Origin of the sequence: Escherichia sp. MR, from assembly GCF_005280595.1 — a bacterium.
GTDB classification, from domain to species: domain Bacteria; phylum Pseudomonadota; class Gammaproteobacteria; order Enterobacterales; family Enterobacteriaceae; genus Escherichia; species Escherichia ruysiae.
In genome coordinates, this window is sequence record NZ_SZVK01000046.1 from 1 (window position 1) to 19,000 (window position 19,000).

Genomic DNA, 19,000 nt, shown 5'->3' on the forward strand with positions numbered 1-19,000 from the left:
GCTGATAGAAACAGAAGCCACTGGAGCACCTCAAAAACACCATCATACACTAAATCAGTAAGTTGGCAGCATCACCGTGGTTATTATTCCAATATTATTGGCGTTGAAGGCGGGGCGTATTATGTTTATAAATTAGGTGCTCGTGCTGATATGAGTACCCGGTGGTATCTTGATGGTGATAAAAGTTTTGGCTTTGCCCTAGGGGCAGTAAAAATAAAACCCAGTGAAAATAGCCTGCTTAAATTAGGTCGCTTCGGGGCGGATTATAGTTATGGTAGCTTACCTTATCGTATTCCGTTAATGGCTGGCAGTTCGCAACGTACATTACCGACTGTTTCTGAAGGAGCATTAGGTTATTGGGCTTTAACGCCAAATATTGATCTGTGGGGAATGTGGCGTTCACGAGTATTTTTATGGACTGATTCAACAACCGGTATTCGTGATGAAGGGGTGTATAACAGCCAGACGGGAAAATACGATAAACATCGCGCACGTTCTTTTTTAGCCGCCAGTTGGCATGATAATACCAGTCGCTATTCTCTGGGGGCATCGGTACAGAAAGATGTTTCCAATCAGATACAAAGTATTCTTGAGAAAAGCATACCGCTCGACCCGAATTATACGTTGAAAGGGGAGTTGCTCGGCTTTTACGCGCAGCTCGAAGGTTTAAGTCGTAATACCAGCCAGCCCAATGAAACGGCGTTGGTTAGTGGACAATTGACCTGGAATGCGCCGTGGGGAAGCGTATTTGGCAGTGGTGGTTATTTGCGCCATGCAATGAATGGTGCCGTGGTGGATACCGACATTGGCTATCCCTTTTCATTAAGTCTTGATCGTAACCGTGAAGGAATGCAGTCCTGGCAATTAGGTGTCAACTACCGTGTAACTCCGCAATTTACGCTGACATTTGCACCGATTGTGACTCGCGGCTATGAATCCAGTAAACGAGATGTGCGGATTGAAGGCGCGGGTATCTTAGGTGGTATGAACTATCGGGTCAGCGAAGGGCCGTTACAAGGGATGAATTTCTTTCTTGCTGCCGATAAAGGGCGGGAAAAGCGCGATGGCAGTAATCTGGGCGATCGCCTGAATTACTGGGATGTGAAAATGAGTATTCAGTATGACTTTATGTTGAAGTAAGAAATAACGCCGGAGAGAAAAATCTCCGGCGTTTGGGCTGTGAATTACTGCTGCGGTATTGCCGGTACAGCCGGAACGTTTAATGCCGGCATCGCAAACATACCAACAAAATCTTCCAGCGGCATTTTCTGCCCGTTTAACGTGATCTGACCGTTAGCATATTGCAGGCTGGTGGTGATGGTATTGTCCTGCAAGGTGGTCAGACGAAACATTTGACCCATTGCTGACGCGCCTTCAACTTGCTGTTTTGCCAGTTTTTTCGCTTGATCTTCCTGATAACCTTCCAGCTTCGCTACCTGGGTCATCAGCTCAGTTGCCATATCGACCGGAATGGTTAGTTTTGCCTCCAGAGACTTAACCGAGCGATCAACTTCCTGAGCCAGTGTCTGCGGCGCTTCTTTAGTCGTTGCCGGATCTTTCAGGAACAGCGACAGATTCAGCGCACTTTCACCCTGACTGTTTTTCCAGCTTAACGGAGCGACAGTTATCACCGGATCGCCTTTCAACATCAGCGGCAGGGCGCTAAAGAAGGCTTCCGTCACTTTCTCCTGATAAAGTTCGGGATTGTTGGCAATCTCTGGCTGTGCCAGCAGAGCCTGGGTTTGCGCGTTATATTGCTGGCTAAACTGGTGCCAGGCTTCGCCATCAATCTGACCAACTTTTAAAGTCAGCTTGCCGCTGCCCAGATCCTGATTCTGTACTTTCAGGCTGTTTAGCGAGTAATCCAGTTGGCTATTGATCGTTTTACCGTCATTGACCAGGTCTGATTTACCGCTGATCTCCATGCCTTCCAGCAGTGCCAGTTCTTTGCCTTCTACCGAAATGGTCATTTTTTCCAGTGACAGTTTTTGGTTACCCACGCGCTCACCAAAACTTGCCAGTGTGCTGGAACCGTCGGTTTTCAGATTATTAAAGGTCAACTGCACTTTCTGGTTGTATTCGTTAACCGCATCCACCCGGCCGCTTTGTGCCTCCCCGGAAAGGGAGATAGCTTTGCCGTCTCTGTCAGCATTTAACTGGAACTCGCCGCCGCTAAAGGCGACTTTTTCATCTTTTTGTTCGTAATTCAGTGGCTTGAGAGAGATATCTGAGCTGGAATCACCGCTGTAACCAATGCGGGAGTTAATCTCAAAAGGTGTTTCTCCTTTTGCCATATCAAACAGTGGCTTGCTCACATTGTTGTTGACAAGAGTGGTTTGAATCGACGCCATCGATGGGATCAGGTTCAGTTTTTTAAGCTGGGCCAGGGGAAAGGGACCATGATCAACCGATTCGTTGAAGATGACGCTCTGACCACTTTTAATCCACGGATTTTCTTTCCCGGCAACGGGCTTCACCACCAGCTGTAACTGGCTGCTGAACACGCCGCGATGATAGTTTTGATAACTCACTTCCAGGTTGGATTCAGGAGCCGTCAGTTTAAGTTGCGCATTCGCCTGCGCGACCATGTCCTCGAGATGGGTTTCTATTTTCTTGCCTGTGTACCATGCGCCGCCTGTCCAGACTACGCCGAGCGCAACAATGACGCCTACCGCTACCAGCGATTTATTCATAGTGATTATCCATAAAATGAAATCAGGCGGACTGACCGCCTGAAGTGTTATAAGCCTTTAATAAGCTTAGCAAGAGATGTTAATTTTTTCAGTAAGCTCTTACAGCTTGTTGTAAACACGGGCTAAACGTCCGTGGCCTTTCACTGTCACCGGTGACTCGTTGGCGGCAATAAACGCTGATTCACCCGGTTTAAGCGGTAACTGCTGAGAACCTTTACACAGAGTTGCTTCACCTTCAACGCAGAACAAAATGGCGGCACTTTGCTGGCTGATAGTGGTTTCTTTATCACTAAGATCATGCAGCGAGAAGGCAAAATCATCCACTGGAATCGGGAAGTCCAGTTCTGCACCTTGCTTCACCGGCTGGGTCAACAACTGGTTAGCTGGTTTGGCTTCGAACTTCACGTTGGCAACCAGCTCAGGAATATCAATATATTTTGGCGTCAGACCCGCACGCAGCACGTTATCAGAGTTCGCCATCACTTCCAGCGCCACGCCTTGCAGGTAGGCGTGCGGTGTTTCAGCGAACAGGAACATCGCTTCGCCAGGGTTCAGTTTCACCACATTCAGCAACAGCGGGGAGAACAGACCGCTGTCATCCGGGTAAAATTCAGAAATTAAACGAATCGTTTGCCACGGTTCACCCTGCTGGCTGTCGAGGGCCGATTTTAAAATCGCCAGCGCGCGGGATTTTTCTTCACCCTGCATATTCAACAGGCTGGCGAACAGGTCGCTTAAACGTTCTGCACTGGGCTGCTGTAAAAAGTGAGCAATCGCCGGATGCGCGCCCGCGACAGGCTGGAGCAGGGAGACAATCTCGGAGAACTCACGAAACGCGTTCATCGCGAGGAATGGTGTCAGGGCAAAAACCAGCTCCGGCTTGTGGTTAGGATCTTTATAGTTACGCTCGGCGGCATCCATCGGAATACCTGCGGCATTTTCTTTAGCAAAACCGATTTCAGAATTGCGTTTGTTCGGATGAACCTGAATGGAGAGCGGCTGAGCTGCGCATAATACTTTGAACAGGAAAGGCAGTTCGCCAAAGCGTTTGGCAACGGCCTCTCCAAGCAGAGTCGATTTGTCACTCTCAATCACATCACGCAGTGAAACGATATCTCCGGCAGCATTGTGCACACGGGAACTGCTTTTCGGATGTGCCCCCATCCACAGCTCGGCCATCGGTTGGCTGGACGGATTTTCCATACCATAAAGTTCAGTCAACGCCGTTTTGCTGCCCCAGGCATAGTTTTGCACTGAGTTAATGAGTTTTTGCATGATCAATCCCTGTTTAAATGTGGAAATTAATCCCGCTATTAAAGCAAGAATCCTACGGGAAGTAACCTGGAGCCGCAAAAAGTCGTACTTGTCTCAGTTTTTGTTAAAAAAGTGTGTAGGATGTTGTTACTCGCTTTTAACAGGGCAACGGAACACCCGCCCAGAGCATAACCAAACCAGGCAGTAAGTGAGAGAACAATGTCAAACAAACCCTTTCATTATCAGGCTCCTTTCCCACTCAAAAAAGATGATACCGAGTATTACCTGCTGACCAGCGAACACGTTAGCGTATCTGAATTTGAAGGGCAGGAGATTTTGAAAGTCGCACCCGAAGCGTTAACTCTGCTGGCGCGTCAGGCGTTTCATGATGCGTCATTTATGCTGCGACCGGCTCACCAACAGCAGGTGGCCGACATTTTGCGTGACCCGGAAGCCAGCGAAAACGATAAATATGTGGCGCTTCAATTCCTGCGTAACTCCGATATCGCGGCAAAAGGCGTTCTGCCAACCTGTCAGGACACTGGCACCGCGATTATCGTTGGTAAAAAAGGGCAGCGCGTATGGACCGGTGGCGGTGACGAAGCGGCGCTGGCGCGCGGTGTCTATAACACCTATATCGAAGATAACCTGCGCTACTCGCAAAATGCGCCGCTGGATATGTATAAAGAGGTGAATACCGGCACCAATCTGCCAGCGCAGATCGATCTTTATGCTGTTGATGGCGACGAGTACAAATTCCTCTGTATCGCCAAAGGTGGCGGTTCGGCAAACAAGACGTATCTCTATCAGGAAACCAAAGCGTTATTGACGCCGGGGAAACTGAAAAATTACCTGGTTGAGAAAATGCGCACGCTGGGTACGGCGGCGTGTCCTCCGTATCATATTGCGTTCGTTATTGGCGGAACGTCTGCGGAAACTAACCTTAAAACGGTGAAACTGGCTTCCGCTAAATACTATGACGAACTGCCAACGGAAGGGAATGAGCACGGTCAGGCGTTCCGCGATGTGGCGCTGGAAAAAGAATTGCTGATCGAAGCGCAAAATCTTGGACTGGGCGCGCAGTTTGGTGGTAAATACTTCGCTCACGACATCCGCGTGATTCGCCTGCCGCGTCATGGTGCATCCTGCCCGGTCGGAATGGGCGTCTCCTGTTCTGCTGACCGTAATATCAAAGCGAAGATCAACCGTCAGGGGATCTGGATCGAAAAACTGGAACATAATCCAGGCAAATATATCCCGGAAGAGCTGCGCAAAGCGGGAGAAGGCGAAGCGGTGCGCGTTGACCTTAACCGTCCGATGAAAGAGATCCTCGCACAGTTGTCGCAGTATCCCGTTTCTACGCGCTTATCGCTTAACGGCACGATTATCGTCGGTCGTGATATTGCCCACGCCAAACTGAAAGAGCGCATGGACAACGGCGAAGGGCTACCGCAATACATCAAAGATCACCCGATTTACTACGCGGGTCCGGCAAAAACGCCAGAAGGTTATGCTTCCGGTTCTCTTGGCCCAACGACCGCCGGACGGATGGATTCTTATGTCGATCAACTGCAAGCGCAGGGCGGAAGTATGATCATGCTGGCGAAAGGCAACCGCAGCCAGCAGGTGACGGATGCCTGTAAAAAACACGGTGGCTTCTACCTCGGCAGTATTGGCGGCCCGGCGGCAGTGCTGGCGCAGGGCAGTATTAAGAGTCTGGAATGTGTTGAGTATCCTGAACTGGGAATGGAAGCGATCTGGAAAATTGAAGTGGAAGATTTCCCGGCGTTTATTCTTGTGGATGATAAAGGAAATGACTTCTTCCAGCAGATACAGCTCACGCAGTGCACCCGCTGCGTGAAATAAACAGAGCCGCCCTTCGGGGCGGCTTTTTTACATGGCACGAAAGACCAAACATTTGTTATCAAATAGTAAATAATGAGTGAGCTAAAAGTTGCTTAACGTAAGCAAAACAGAAAGAAAAAATTAATCAGGTGAGGAGCAGTCCATGAAAACAGTACGCAGCGAAAAAGATTCGATGGGTGCGATCGATGTCCCGGCAGATAAGCTGTGGGGCGCACAAACTCAACGCTCGCTGGAGCATTTCCGCATTTCGACGGAGAAAATGCCAACCTCACTGATTCATGCGCTGGCGCTAACCAAGCGCGCAGCGGCAAAAGTTAATGAAGATTTAGGCTTGCTGTCTGAAGAGAAAGCGAGTGCCATTCGTCAGGCGGCAGATGAAGTGCTGGCGGGACAGCATGACGATGAATTTCCGCTGGCTATCTGGCAGACCGGTTCCGGTACGCAAAGCAATATGAATATGAACGAAGTGCTGGCTAACCGCGCGAGCGAATTGCTCGGCGGCGTGCGCGGGATGGAACGTAAAGTTCACCCTAATGACGACGTGAACAAAAGCCAAAGTTCCAACGATGTCTTTCCGACGGCGATGCACGTTGCGGCGCTGCTGGCGCTGCGCAAGCAACTCATTCCGCAGCTTAAAACCCTGACACAGACGCTGAGTGAAAAATCGCGTGCATTTGCCGATATCGTCAAAATTGGTCGTACCCACTTGCAGGACGCCACGCCGCTGACGCTGGGGCAGGAGATTTCTGGCTGGGTAGCGATGCTGGAGCATAATCTCAAACATATCGAGTACAGTCTGCCGCACGTGGCGGAACTGGCGCTGGGTGGTACAGCAGTAGGGACGGGGCTGAACACTCATCCGGAATATGCGCGTCGCGTTGCGGATGAACTTTCGGTAATTACCTGCGCGCCGTTTGTTACCGCGCCGAACAAATTTGAAGCTCTGGCGACCTGTGATGCGCTGGTTCAGGCGCACGGCGCCTTGAAAGGGTTGGCTGCGTCACTGATGAAAATTGCCAATGACGTTCGTTGGCTGGCATCTGGCCCTCGCTGCGGAATTGGTGAAATCTCAATCCCGGAAAACGAGCCGGGCAGTTCAATCATGCCTGGGAAAGTGAACCCAACGCAGTGTGAAGCGTTAACCATGCTTTGCTGTCAGGTGATGGGGAACGACGTGGCGATCAACATGGGTGGCGCTTCCGGAAACTTTGAACTGAACGTCTTCCGCCCGATGGTTATCCACAATTTCCTGCAATCGGTACGCTTGCTGGCAGATGGCATGGAAAGTTTTAACAAACACTGTGCAGTGGGGATTGAGCCGAATCGTGAGCGAATCAATCAATTACTCAATGAATCGCTGATGCTGGTGACCGCACTCAACACCCACATTGGCTATGACAGAGCCGCCGAGATTGCAAAAAAAGCGCATAAAGAAGGGCTGACCTTAAAAGCTGCAGCCCTTGCGCTGGGCTATCTTAGCGAAGCCGAGTTTGACAGCTGGGTACGACCAGAACAGATGGTCGGCAGCATGAAATCCGGGCGTTAATCTGCAACATACAGGTGCAGCCGTGGAATGATCAAACGAAGCGGCTGCGCCTGCGGTTTATAACGGTGCTGCACATTGTCGGCATCGTAATTCAACAACTCGCCAACGTCCGGTACGCCCGCGCCATTATCCCGATTAATCAGTGCAATAAGCGGCGTAGGGCAGGCGTGTTGTACCTGTTTTTGATCTCCCTTGTACCAGACGCGGGCAATCGGCTGCACCTTTACCGGACGTTTGATTTTTAACTTCACGTCCTGTGGCAGGGCAGCAATATCCTGATATTCACGCTCCAGTTTTCCCTGCCACTCCTCACGCGTCCACGGTGCGACGCTGCGGGGTGATTTCAGACTTTTTTCCAGCTGCGCCAGCACTTCATCACGATGCAAATTCTTAATGATATGTTTATTCGCCCAGCCAAAACGTAAAGTTGCGGGGTCATGCAGAACGGTGAGGGTGCGGTAAGCGTTCAGTGTGATCAGCCCCGGCAAATGGCGATGCACCCATTCAAAACGCGCCGCCGTAGGAAGTTCTGACTCAACCGTGACGATATGCTCGAAAGTGGTTTTAAGTTGATTGATGCGCTGGATATGACTTACCAGCGCCGCTTGTGAAAGGTTATCAACCTGATAACACAACACGCCGGGCAGACGAACAGCGGCCTTGCTGCTGCGATTTTCAGACTGTTGCTGAATAAACAAATGGCGGAAATGACGTAGCGCGAGCGCCTGCGCCTCTTTGCCGAGATGTTGCTTAACTTCAATGCAATTCAGCGGATTATGCTCATCCTCTTTTTTGACTTCCGGTAAAGAGAATACCCGGGCAACCAGCAACTTGTGCTGTTCAAGCTCAGCGGCAAATGCGGCCAGTTCTTGCTCCATCTGGCGAAAGGTAGTATTGAGTCGATCTACGAGATCGTAACGAGCCATAAAATCACCACTTTAGTTACAACATACTATATGTTATAGCACAGTGGCGACGACTTGACCACCGTGCGCGTAGCGTCAGGCAGAGGTAAATTGCGCAATGTTGTGCCATAACGGCCAGCTAAACGAGAAGCGGGCGCCGCCCAGTTCGCTGGTGTCACAATTAACCGTGCCGCCCATTGCCAGTGCAATTGAGTGGACAATTGTCAGTCCCAGCCCGCAGCCGCCGGTTGCACGGTCACGGCTGGGGTCGAGGCGAACAAAGGGTTCAAAGATATGCTCTCGATCCTGTGGTGCAATCCCTGCACCATCATCTTCAACAATTAATGTCGCTTTGTTTCCTGCCAGTAGCAGGCTGGTTTCGACTGTTGAATGGCAGTAGCGCAGGGCATTATTGAGCAAGTTATCCAGCACGCGCTCCATCAAGCGCATATCCAACGCCGCATAATGACCTTGCATGATGGTTTTTATCCGTACCGTTTTATCGGGAGTTAGTGCCTGAATGTCGGCCAGATGCGTTGACAGCCACAACGGCAGGTCTGGTTCGCTAAGATGGAGCTCATTTTGCGGGCGATCGAGTCGGGCATAAGTCAGCAACTCTTCAATTAAGGCTTCCAGTTGGCTGATATCGCGATTCAACGCCTGAGATTCTGTTGCGCTCAGATTTTCGCTCATCTCCAGTCGATAACGCAGGCGCACTAACGGCGTTCGCAGTTCGTGGGCGATACCGTCAATAAGCTGTTTTTTACTGGCAATCAAGGCGTTGATATTATCCGCCATCTGGTTAAACGCCACGCCAAGCCGTTCAAAACTCGAACCTTCATCAAAGTGAATACGTTCATTGAGATGCCCATCGCCAAATCGTTGCGCCGCTGCTTCCAGTTTTAACATGTCCTGCCAGTGCGGACGCATCCAGATAAACACGGGAAAGGCGAGGGAGATGGCAATAAAAGCGATCAGCGCGATATCCAGTAATCGCATTTGATGGAGGTAATAAAGATAAGGCACGGGACCGACTGCCAGCACGTAGTGGCTGCGCGGTATACGCTGTAAGAATGTGTACTGATCGTCCAGGGCGACAATTTCGCCGCCACGCAGTCGATGCATGGAGATTTCATCGAGATGATATTTACTCAACGGTTCGACGCGCAGATCAAAAGAGAGATTTAAATCCATCTCTTTCAGCGTTTTTCCCCAGTCGTGTGGGGGGATCTCGCGCAATTCGCTACGCATCAGGTATAGAGAACTGTTCATCAAATCATCCAGCGACTGTTTGCCCGCGCGTTCGGCGGTAAATTTGTACACCAGCCCAACCAGTAGGGACATCACCAGAAAGCAGACAAACAGTAGAAGATAAAACTGGATAAACAGTTTTTTCATCGCTTATTCCCACGCATGAGGCGCAAACAGATAGCCTTTGTTTCGCACGGTTTTAATGCGATAAGGTTCGGCAGCGTTATCGCGCAGTTTTTTTCTTAACCGCGAAATAGCCACGTCCACGCTACGATCCAGACCGTCGTAACTGACGCCGCGTAAATTTTTCAACAACGCATCTCTGTCCATAATTTGCCCCGCGTGGGTGGCTAATTCCCAGAGCAGTTCAAAATCGGCGGTAGAGAGTGAAATTTCGCAGTCAGCAAGCGTAACTACACGGTTAATGGGATCGATGGTTAACGTGCCGAAATGCAATGCCTTATAAGGAGTAAGAGGTGCTTCTTGTATACCTTTGGTCAGCGTGGTTTGCTCGTTCTGACGCAAATGTAAACGTAACCGCGCCAGCAGGACTGCGGGGGGCGTTGTTTTGAGAATATAGTCGCAGGCGCCCATTTCCAGAGCCAGAATGTGGTTCATATCACTATCGAGAGATGTCAGCAGAACTATAGGCCCGCTCCATTTAGTGCGTAAATCACGACAGACAGTCATGCCGTCCTTGCCTGGTAGCATGATATCGAGGAGCACCAAATCCGGATTTTCCCGCAGAATTGTTTCTTCTGCATGGTCGCCGCGAGGTTCAATGGTTACCTGTATATCATGTTTCGCCAAATACGCGGCAATCAGTGAACCGACTTCCGCGTCATCTTCCACAAATACGATAGTGTTCATATTATTCACGGTAGATATAAAAACGTCACAATACACCGCGTTGTTTTTACTTACTATCAATCGTTCCTAAACAAGTTTTCATCAGGTATTCTACGGATGACTTGTTATGGAAGTGTTAAGGTAAAAAGATGGGGCTGGTAATCAAAGCCGCGCTTGGTGCGCTGGTGGTGGTGTTAATTGGTGTATTAGCAAAAACGAAAAATTACTATATCGCCGGGCTGATTCCGCTTTTCCCGACCTTTGCGCTTATTGCGCATTATATTGTTGCCAGCGAACGCGGCATTGAAGCCTTACGCGCAACCATCATTTTCAGCATGTGGTCGATTATTCCCTATTTTATTTACCTGGCGTCGCTGTGGTATTTCACCGGAATAATGCGCTTGCCCGCCGCTTTTGTGGGTTCCGTTGCGTGCTGGGGGATAAGCGCATGGGTGTTGATTATATGCTGGATGAAGCTGCATTAACGCAGATGTCGACCGCCATCAAGCGGAAAACTGCGTCCGGTAACAAAGCAACTGGTGAGTAAATAATCGACCAGGTCGATCACTTCTTTCTCGCCTGGTGCGGTTTTCATCAGTGATTTATTCAGCGCCTGTTGACGATATTCAGCATCATCATGCTCATTAAACAGGATCAGCGATGGCGCGATAGAATTCACTTTCACTTCCGGTGCCAGCTTGCGGGCAAACGAGCGTGTCATATTATCCAGCGCCGCTTTGCTCGCAGCATAGGCAATATGTTTGTCGCTTCCGCGCTCCACCACATAATCGGTAAAGTGAATGATATCGCTGGCGGCGTGTCCGTGCCCACGCAGTAATCTTTCCAGAGCGTGGTTAAGAAGGTATGGGGTATTAACGTGGATTTGCATCATGCAGGCCAGCACGTCAGTCAGTGGCGTACCTGGTTTTTCAGCCATCCACGCGCTGGCGTTGTGCAAAATAGCACGCAGGCCATGGGTGCTTTTTAGTACCTCATCGGCAAACGCCATCACACCGTCGTTGGTTGAAAAATCAGCCTGAATACATTGCGCACCCGCATTAATCAGTCCATCAATGGCAGGATAGCGCGTCCGATAGCTGACAATCACCGGTTGCTTTTGATTAATGAAATGCCAGGCGAGGGCGAGGCCAATGCGACGGCCTCCGCCAGTAATTAATATTGGCAAGGGGTGGGTTTTACCCATCGTTATCTCCTTTGCTATCCAACGATGGGACGAACGTTATCCCACCAGCATCCAGGTCGCCGGAACTGCGGCAATTAACAACATGCTAATTAACACCATTTCCTGACGATTCAGTACATTATCATGTGTATGCGTTTTACGCGCGTACAGGAACACCAGAAGCCCAGGTGCATACAGAACGACGGACAACAGCAGGTGCATTGGGCCAGAGGCGTACAATAACCATAAGCCATAAATGCAGGCACCGATACCTACTGCTTTATGCAGTGGACGGGTAGCGATTTTCAGCAGGAACGCGCCAACCAGGAAATAGGGCACCAGAATCATTTCTGAGGCGATGGTGAGCAATGTGTTGTAATCGGAACCGGTTAGCCAGATGAGTACCAGGCAAATTTGCACGCAGATGTTGGTCAGCCACAGTGAGGCAGACGGCGCAGCTTGCGCATTCTGGCGAGCAAAAATGCGCGGGAATGCTTTATGAGTGGCAGCCAGGAAGGGGACTTCTGCCGCCATAATGGTCCAGCTTAAGTACGCGCCGCAAACGGAAACGATCAATCCGGCAGCGATGATAATCTCACCCCACGGCCCCATCATTTTCACCATCAGGCCGGCCATAGAGGGATTACGGATTTCAGCCAGTTCAGGGCGTGCTACCACCCCCAGCGAAAGCAGAGTTACCAGTAAATAAACGCCCAGCGCGGAAAGTACCGCCAGAAGTGTTGCTTTGCCGACATCATGTTTATTACGCGCTCGCGCAGAAACCACCACTGCACCTTCCACGCCAATGAATACCCACAGTGTGATCAACATTGTGTTTTTCACCTGTTCCCATACCGGTATACCAAGTGCAAGGCCAGTGAAGTCGAGTTTGAAGGTGTCCAGTTTGAACATCATCATCGCCAGAACAATAAACAGACCTAGCGGCAATAATTTTGCCAGCGTCGCCACCAGGTTAATGCTGGCAGCAGTCTGCACGCCGCGCAGGATCAAAAAGTGAACAATCCATAATAAGGCGGATGCACCGACAATCGATTGCCAGGTATTGCCATCGCCAAACAGGCGCAATTCCGGCGTATCGGTGAAGAAACTCAATGCGGAAAAGACGATCACCAGATAGGAGACGTTGGCGATAACTGCGCACAGCCAGTATCCCCATGCGGAGCAGAAACCAATCAGTTCGCCAAACCCTTCGCGGGCATAGGTAAAGATACCGCCGTCAAGGTCGGGACGAATACGCGTCAGGATCAGCATAGCGAAGGCCAGTAATAAAATCCCTGCGCCGGTGATACCCCAGCCGATCAATAATGCTGCCGGGCTGGCTACCGCCGCCATATTTTGCGGCAGACTGAAAACACCTGCGCCCAGCATTGAGCTTAATACCAGCGCAGTGAGCGCGCTCAGTCCCAGTTTCTTTTCCATCTGTATCCAGTGATCAAAACGTGTTTGGAAGAATAAATATTAGGACAAAACGCATAAAAATGGTGTTTGTCACTAAGGCGCGGGATTTTACGAAGAGATGTATCGTCATGCAATGGTTAGGGGAAAATTTGTGGCTAAAAATGCTAAAGGCGGCATAAAGCCGCCTTATCGTGATACTGAATAGTTATTTATACAGGTCTGCGCTGATGGTCAGGTTATTGCCACGTTCCTGCCACTGGCGGGTGATGTGGTAATACTTAGCCCCTTTCTTCGCGGCACGTTTAGCAACCTGGTAGGAGACTTCGGTCATGTTGCCGTAGTTACCTGAGAACTTAATGCTGTCGAACGGCACCATCATCGCTGCGGTCGCTTTGTTCAGTTCTTCTACTTTAGTGCCGTCAGGTAGCGTGACAGTGTAACGCCCACCTTTTGATGACTGGGTTTCAAAGAAGCGACCGACTTCGGAACTTGGTGATGCAGTAGTGGCAACGCCTGGGATTTCAACTTTCTTCGCAGCTTCGCCACCGGCAGCCAGGGCTGCACGTCCCGCGTCGGAATCCGCCGGGATCACATCCGGGCTTTGTACTACGCGTTTCTTAGCATCTTTTTTATAGATGAAGGCCGTAATGCGCTGGTTACCGCCCTGGTTGGCATCGATTTGACGAACAATATAGAAAGAGTATGCGCCTTTTGCTTTCGCCGCTTTGGTGATGGCGTCATTAACTTCAGGTTGGCTACGGTAAAAGCCCTGGACGGTAACTGTATCAAACGGTTCGATCAGAACGGCCTGGTCTTTTGGCAGTTCCACCACACCGTTAATCACACGATTCTTTTCAGTTTCTGCTTTTTCAGCATCAGACTTATAGAGATCGGCAACTACACGCCAGTTACCGCTGTTACCGAAATCTGACGTATCGACAACATAAAAAGAGGCTGCGCCTTCTTTATCAGCGCGGCGGGATACGGCTTTGACCGCCTCGCCAATGGCATTGAAACGTCCGGTAACCACTACACGGTCAAAAGGTTTAACCGCTGCCGCTTGCTCCGGTGTCAGTTCTGTTGCTGCGTTAACGGAGAATGCCGTAGCAGAAAGCAGTGCCGACGCCAGGAGGGTGTTCTTAAGCTTCATAAAAATAATCCTTCGCCTTGCGCAAACCAGGTACTGGTATTGTTATTAACGAGAAACATGGCTGATTATTGCATTTAAACGGTGTAACTGTCTGCGTGATTTTTCATATCAGACTTCTTGATTTGATTTTAAACCTGTTCGAATAATCATCTGTGATTAAAAAGTAACCGCAGTAACATAAAACGGCTGAAATGGCTGAATTGTATAAGTTAATTTAATGTTAACTGGCGGCTTGCGACGGGGTGATCTCATGTTTTACCTGGCTATCGAAGACAATTATCGCCCCTTATCCTGTGTTCTATGGTGTTTATCCCACTATCAAGGCTGAATCGTTAATATTTTTCGAGTTAACGCCGAGATACTGATTTTTGGCGCTAGATCACAGGCATTATTTTCAGTACGTTATAGACGTTTGTTACTAATTTATTTTAACGGAGTAACATTTAGCTCGTTCATGAGCGGCTTGTGTACTTGAAACACAGGCAAACCATCATCAATAAAACCGATGGAAGGGAATATCATGCGAATTGGCATACCAAGAGAACGGTTAACCAATGAAACCCGTGTTGCAGCAACGCCAAAAACAGTGGAACAGTTGCTGAAACTAGGTTTTACCGTCGCGGTAGAGAGCGGCGCGGGTCAACTGGCGAGTTTTGACGATAAAGCGTTTGTGCAAGCGGGCGCTGAAATAGTAGAAGGGAATAACGTCTGGCAGTCAGAGATCATTCTGAAGGTCAATGCACCGTTAGATGATGAAATTGCACTACTGAATCCAGGTACAACGCTGGTAAGTTTTATCTGGCCTGCGCAGAATCCGGAGCTAATGCAAAAACTTGCGGAACGTAACGTCACCGTGATGGCGATGGACTCCGTACCGCGTATTTCTCGCGCCCAGTCGCTGGACGCGTTAAGTTCGATGGCGAATATCGCAGGTTATCGCGCTATTGTCGAAGCAGCTCATGAGTTTGGTCGCTTTTTTACCGGACAAATCACTGCGGCAGGTAAAGTGCCGCCGGCAAAAGTCATGGTGATTGGTGCGGGTGTTGCTGGTCTGGCGGCCATTGGTGCAGCAAACAGCCTCGGCGCAATTGTGCGTGCGTTCGATACTCGTCCGGAAGTGAAAGAACAAGTTCAGAGTATGGGCGCGGAATTCCTCGAACTGGATTTCAAAGAGGAAGCAGGCAGCGGTGATGGCTATGCCAAAGTGATGTCGGAAGCATTCATCAAAGCGGAAATGGAACTCTTTGCCGCGCAGGCAAAAGACGTCGATATCATTGTTACCACTGCGCTTATTCCAGGCAAACCGGCACCGAAACTGATTACCCGTGAAATGGTGGACTCCATGAAGTCGGGCAGTGTGATTGTCGATCTGGCAGCACAAAACGGCGGTAACTGTGAGTACACCGTGCCGGGGCAAATCTTCACTACGGAAAATGGCGTCAAAGTCATTGGTTATACCGATCTTCCGGGGCGTCTGCCGACGCAATCCTCACAGCTTTATGGCACCAACCTCGTCAATCTGCTGAAACTGTTGTGCAAAGAGAAAGACGGCAACATTACTGTTGATTTTGATGATGTGGTGATTCGCGGCGTGACCGTGATCCGTGCGGGCGAAATTACCTGGCCGGCACCGCCGATTCAGGTATCAGCTCAGCCGCAGGCGGCACAAAAAGCAGCACCGGAAGTCAAAACCGAGGAAAAATGTGCCTGTTCGCCGTGGCGTAAATACGCCTTGATGGCGCTGGCAATTATCCTTTTCGGTTGGCTGGCGAATGTTGCACCGAAAGAGTTCCTCGGACACTTCACCGTGTTCGCGCTGGCGTGCGTTGTGGGCTATTACGTGGTGTGGAATGTTTCGCACGCGCTACATACGCCATTGATGTCGGTCACCAATGCGATTTCAGGGATTATTGTTGTCGGAGCACTTTTACAGATTGGCCAGGGCGGCTGGGTTAGCTTCCTTAGTTTTATCGCGGTGCTTATAGCCAGCATTAATATTTTCGGTGGCTTCACCGTGACTCAGCGTATGCTGAAAATGTTTCGCAAAAACTAAGGGGTAACATATGTCTGGAGGATTAGTTACAGCTGCATACATTGTTGCCGCGATCCTGTTTATCTTCAGTCTGGCCGGGCTTTCAAAACATGAAACGTCTCGCCGGGGTAACAACCTCGGTATCGCCGGGATGGCGATTGCTTTAATTGCAACTATCTTTGGACCGGATACTGGCAACGTTGGCTGGATCTTACTGGCAATGGTCATCGGTGGGGCGATTGGTATCCGTCTGGCGAAGAAGGTTGAAATGACCGAAATGCCGGAACTGGTGGCGATCCTGCATAGCTTCGTTGGTCTGGCGGCGGTGTTGGTTGGTTTTAACAGCTATCTGCATCACGACGCGGAAATGGCGCCGATTCTGGTGAATATTCACCTGACGGAAGTGTTCCTCGGCATCTTCATCGGTGCGGTAACCTTCACGGGGTCAGTCGTGGCGTTCGGTAAGCTGTGCGGTAAAATTTCGTCTAAACCGCTGATGCTGCCAAACCGTCACAAAATGAACCTGGCGGCACTGGTTGTTTCCTTCCTGCTGCTGATTGTGTTTGTTCGCACTGAAAGCGTTGGCCTGCAAGTTCTGGCATTGCTGATAATGACCGCCATTGCGTTGGTTTTCGGCTGGCATTTGGTGGCTTCCATCGGTGGCGCAGATATGCCCGTGGTGGTGTCGATGCTGAACTCTTATTCTGGTTGGGCAGCGGCAGCGGCGGGCTTTATGCTCAGTAATGACCTGCTGATTGTGACCGGTGCGCTGGTCGGTTCTTCGGGTGCCATCCTTTCTTACATCATGTGTAAGGCGATGAACCGTTCCTTTATCAGCGTCATTGCGGGTGGTTTCGGCACAGATGGTTCTTCCACCGGTGACGATCAGGAAGTTGGCGAGCATCGCGAAATCACTGCGGAAGAGACGGCAGAATTGCTGAAAAACTCGCACTCGGTGATCATCACCCCAGGCTACGGCATGGCGGTCGCGCAGGCGCAATATCCGGTGGCAGAAATCACCGAGAAATTGCGTGCCCGTGGTATCAATGTGCGTTTCGGTATTCACCCGGTTGCAGGTCGATTACCGGGGCATATGAACGTATTGCTGGCAGAAGCGAAAGTGCCGTATGACATCGTGCTGGAAATGGACGAGATCAACGATGACTTTGCTGATACCGATACTGTGCTGGTGATTGGCGCTAACGATACGGTTAACCCGGCGGCGCAGGATGATCCGAAGAGTCCGATTGCTGGTATGCCTGTGCTGGAAGTGTGGAAAGCACAGAACGTGATTGTCTTTAAACGCTCGATGAACACCGGCTATGCTGGCGTGCAAAACCCGCTGTTCTTCAAAGAAAATACCCACATGCTGTTTGGTGACGCCAAAGCCAGCGTGGATGCAATCCTGAAAGCCCTGTAACCCTGACGGCCTCTGCGGAGGCCGTTACTCTTTATTGAGATCGCTTAACAGGACGGCGATGCTTTGGCCTCCCGCCGTTTGTTCAAGCGCAATTTTGACAATAATCGTCAACGGCACGGAAAGCAGCATTCCCACCGGTCCTAACAACCATCCCCAAAAAATTAACGACAAAAAAACTACCAGTGTGGAAAGCCCCAGTCCGCGCCCCATGATGCGCGGCTCCAGAATATTGCCGAAGACCAGATTAATCAGCAGATATCCCGCCAGTACCAGTAACGCCTCATAGAAACCATTAAACACCAGTACCTGAGCGATAGGGGGGATAGCCGCGAGAACCGAACCAATGTTAGGGATGTAATTAAGCGCGAAGGCCAGTAATCCCCAGACAAAAGCGAAGCGAACATCGAGTGCGGCGAGCATCGCCCAGGCGACCAGACCGGTGATGATGCTGATGGCTGTTTTCAGCACCAGGTAATGCGACACACTGTCAATGGCGCGCTGGATCGCCGCCATACCTTCGACCGGGCGCGCCATCATTTGCTGGAGTTTGCCGGGAAGTTGTGGCACTTCGAGCAGCATAAACAGCACCGTCAGCAACAATAAAAATATGGATGACATGGCATTAGATAACTGTGTCAGCAAGTTGGTGAGCAACGTCATCGCCGCGTTCGGATCAATGTAATGCGCCAGTTGGTCAACCGAGACATCAATACCCGCGCGTTGTAATAAAGGCTCCAGAACTTGCAGAGGCTTTATGATTGAGCTGCGATACTGTGGCAAAGTGCGGGTCAGCTCATTAAGCGTTGAGCCGAGATAGGCCAGTAATAGCACCATCGCCATCACGATGATTATCATTAAAATCGACACAGCCAACACACGCGGCACGCGCCAACGAACCATGCGTTGTACCAGCGGATGAAGAATGACTGCGATAAATAGGGCAAGGATAAAGGGTACGATGATATCGGCGGCAAAACGGATACCGCAGAGAATAATGACCAGCATTCCCAACATAATGACTATTTTTAGACCATTGAGCGTGATGATCGGCTTTGCCATGCGTATCCCCGTTTTTTCTTCCTTCGCTAATAATATTTTCTTTTTAGCCGTGGCATTATAACGAAAATCAAACTCCTCAGGTAAAGAAATGAAAATGTTTTGAGTTAATTCTTAAGCTATGATACAAATCAGACGTGTACAACTACCGAGGACAATTATCATCCGCGATGACGAGAAGCAACACTGCGGATAATTGTAATATTATGGACAATTTGTTCAGGACGTTATTTTCTACATTTACTCATTTTCGTACCTCAACCACCATCTTGCTCGCAGGTGAGCAACACTGGCGCAACGCGCTTTAGTCCCTTCCTCTGCCAAAGCTGGCGCTCTGCGTTGGGCTGAATACTTTTCTTTTGGTTTCGCTGAGTCG

The 19,000-nt window shown here is 50.1% G+C and carries 15 protein-coding genes; 6 read left to right on the top strand and 9 right to left on the bottom strand.

Annotated features, from left to right (window positions below; translation table 11 throughout):
- Nucleotides 1-1,140 (top strand): glucuronide uptake porin UidC (gene uidC, locus FC814_RS17325; protein ID WP_301546374.1); only part of this gene is annotated, 1,140 nt, incomplete at its 5' end.
- A gap of 44 nt (nt 1,141-1,184) precedes the next feature.
- Here the strand turns inward: uidC and FC814_RS17330 are convergent.
- Nucleotides 1,185-2,693 carry a YdgA family protein gene (locus FC814_RS17330; protein ID WP_001043388.1) on the bottom strand — a complete coding sequence of 503 codons (1,509 nt, stop codon included), beginning with the start codon at nt 2,691-2,693 and terminating at the stop codon, nt 1,185-1,187.
- Between the two features lie 99 nt (nt 2,694-2,792).
- A complete protein-coding gene (manA, locus tag FC814_RS17335) occupies nt 2,793-3,968 on the bottom strand; it encodes a mannose-6-phosphate isomerase (RefSeq protein WP_085460701.1) in 1,176 nt (391 codons plus the stop codon).
- A 198-nt stretch (nt 3,969-4,166) separates the two neighbouring features.
- Between manA and fumB the strand changes: the two genes are divergently transcribed.
- Together fumB and fumC are read left to right on the top strand one after the other, a co-directional pair.
- The gene (gene fumB / locus FC814_RS17340) at nt 4,167-5,813 is read left to right on the top strand and encodes a class I fumarate hydratase (RefSeq protein WP_000066634.1); all 1,647 of its coding nucleotides are present in this window, start codon (nt 4,167-4,169) and stop codon (nt 5,811-5,813) included.
- Between the two features lie 142 nt (nt 5,814-5,955).
- Nucleotides 5,956-7,359 carry a class II fumarate hydratase gene (fumC, locus tag FC814_RS17345; RefSeq protein WP_105279402.1) on the top strand — a complete coding sequence of 468 codons (1,404 nt, stop codon included), beginning with the start codon at nt 5,956-5,958 and terminating at the stop codon, nt 7,357-7,359.
- On the opposite strand, the gene tus is transcribed toward fumC, so the two are convergent.
- From tus to rstA, 3 genes are all read right to left on the bottom strand, one after another.
- Nucleotides 7,356-8,285 carry a DNA replication terminus site-binding protein gene (tus, locus tag FC814_RS17350; protein WP_000135175.1) on the bottom strand — a complete coding sequence of 310 codons (930 nt, stop codon included), beginning with the start codon at nt 8,283-8,285 and terminating at the stop codon, nt 7,356-7,358. The two genes, fumC and tus, sit on opposite strands and share 4 nt — an antisense overlap.
- Before the next feature lie 75 nt (nt 8,286-8,360).
- A complete protein-coding gene (rstB, locus tag FC814_RS17355; RefSeq protein ID WP_137326234.1) occupies nt 8,361-9,662 on the bottom strand; it encodes a two-component system sensor histidine kinase RstB in 1,302 nt (433 codons plus the stop codon).
- A gap of 3 nt (nt 9,663-9,665) precedes the next feature.
- Complete coding sequence (rstA, locus tag FC814_RS17360; protein WP_001092492.1) at nt 9,666-10,385, bottom strand: two-component system response regulator RstA; 720 nt, start codon at nt 10,383-10,385, stop codon at nt 9,666-9,668.
- Nucleotides 10,386-10,513: 128 nt separating this feature from the next.
- Here rstA and FC814_RS17365 point away from each other — a divergent pair, with 128 nt between their 5' ends.
- Nucleotides 10,514-10,849 (top strand): GlpM family protein, encoded by a 336-nt coding sequence (locus FC814_RS17365; RefSeq protein WP_000524882.1) that lies wholly within the window; start codon nt 10,514-10,516, stop codon nt 10,847-10,849.
- On the opposite strand, the gene folM is transcribed toward FC814_RS17365, so the two are convergent.
- The 3 genes from folM to ydgH form a co-directional block, all read right to left on the bottom strand.
- The gene (folM, locus tag FC814_RS17370; protein WP_000520631.1) at nt 10,846-11,568 is read right to left on the bottom strand and encodes a dihydromonapterin reductase; all 723 of its coding nucleotides are present in this window, start codon (nt 11,566-11,568) and stop codon (nt 10,846-10,848) included. The two genes, FC814_RS17365 and folM, sit on opposite strands and share 4 nt — an antisense overlap.
- A gap of 36 nt (nt 11,569-11,604) precedes the next feature.
- Nucleotides 11,605-12,987, bottom strand: coding sequence for an amino acid permease (locus FC814_RS17375; RefSeq protein ID WP_000412364.1), 1,383 nt, complete (start codon nt 12,985-12,987; stop codon nt 11,605-11,607).
- Nucleotides 12,988-13,171: 184 nt separating this feature from the next.
- Complete coding sequence (gene ydgH / locus FC814_RS17380; protein ID WP_000769335.1) at nt 13,172-14,116, bottom strand: DUF1471 family protein YdgH; 945 nt, start codon at nt 14,114-14,116, stop codon at nt 13,172-13,174.
- A gap of 520 nt (nt 14,117-14,636) precedes the next feature.
- Here ydgH and pntA point away from each other — a divergent pair.
- Together pntA and pntB are read left to right on the top strand one after the other, a co-directional pair.
- Nucleotides 14,637-16,169 (top strand): Re/Si-specific NAD(P)(+) transhydrogenase subunit alpha, encoded by a 1,533-nt coding sequence (gene pntA, locus FC814_RS17385; RefSeq protein WP_001219379.1) that lies wholly within the window; start codon nt 14,637-14,639, stop codon nt 16,167-16,169.
- Nucleotides 16,170-16,179: 10 nt separating this feature from the next.
- Nucleotides 16,180-17,568 carry a Re/Si-specific NAD(P)(+) transhydrogenase subunit beta gene (gene pntB, locus FC814_RS17390; RefSeq protein ID WP_000014065.1) on the top strand — a complete coding sequence of 463 codons (1,389 nt, stop codon included), beginning with the start codon at nt 16,180-16,182 and terminating at the stop codon, nt 17,566-17,568.
- 24 nt (nt 17,569-17,592) lie between these two features.
- Here pntB and tqsA read toward each other — a convergent pair whose 3' ends face one another.
- The gene (tqsA, locus tag FC814_RS17395) at nt 17,593-18,627 is read right to left on the bottom strand and encodes an AI-2 transporter TqsA (protein WP_001118201.1); all 1,035 of its coding nucleotides are present in this window, start codon (nt 18,625-18,627) and stop codon (nt 17,593-17,595) included.
- Nucleotides 18,628-19,000 lie beyond the last annotated feature (373 nt).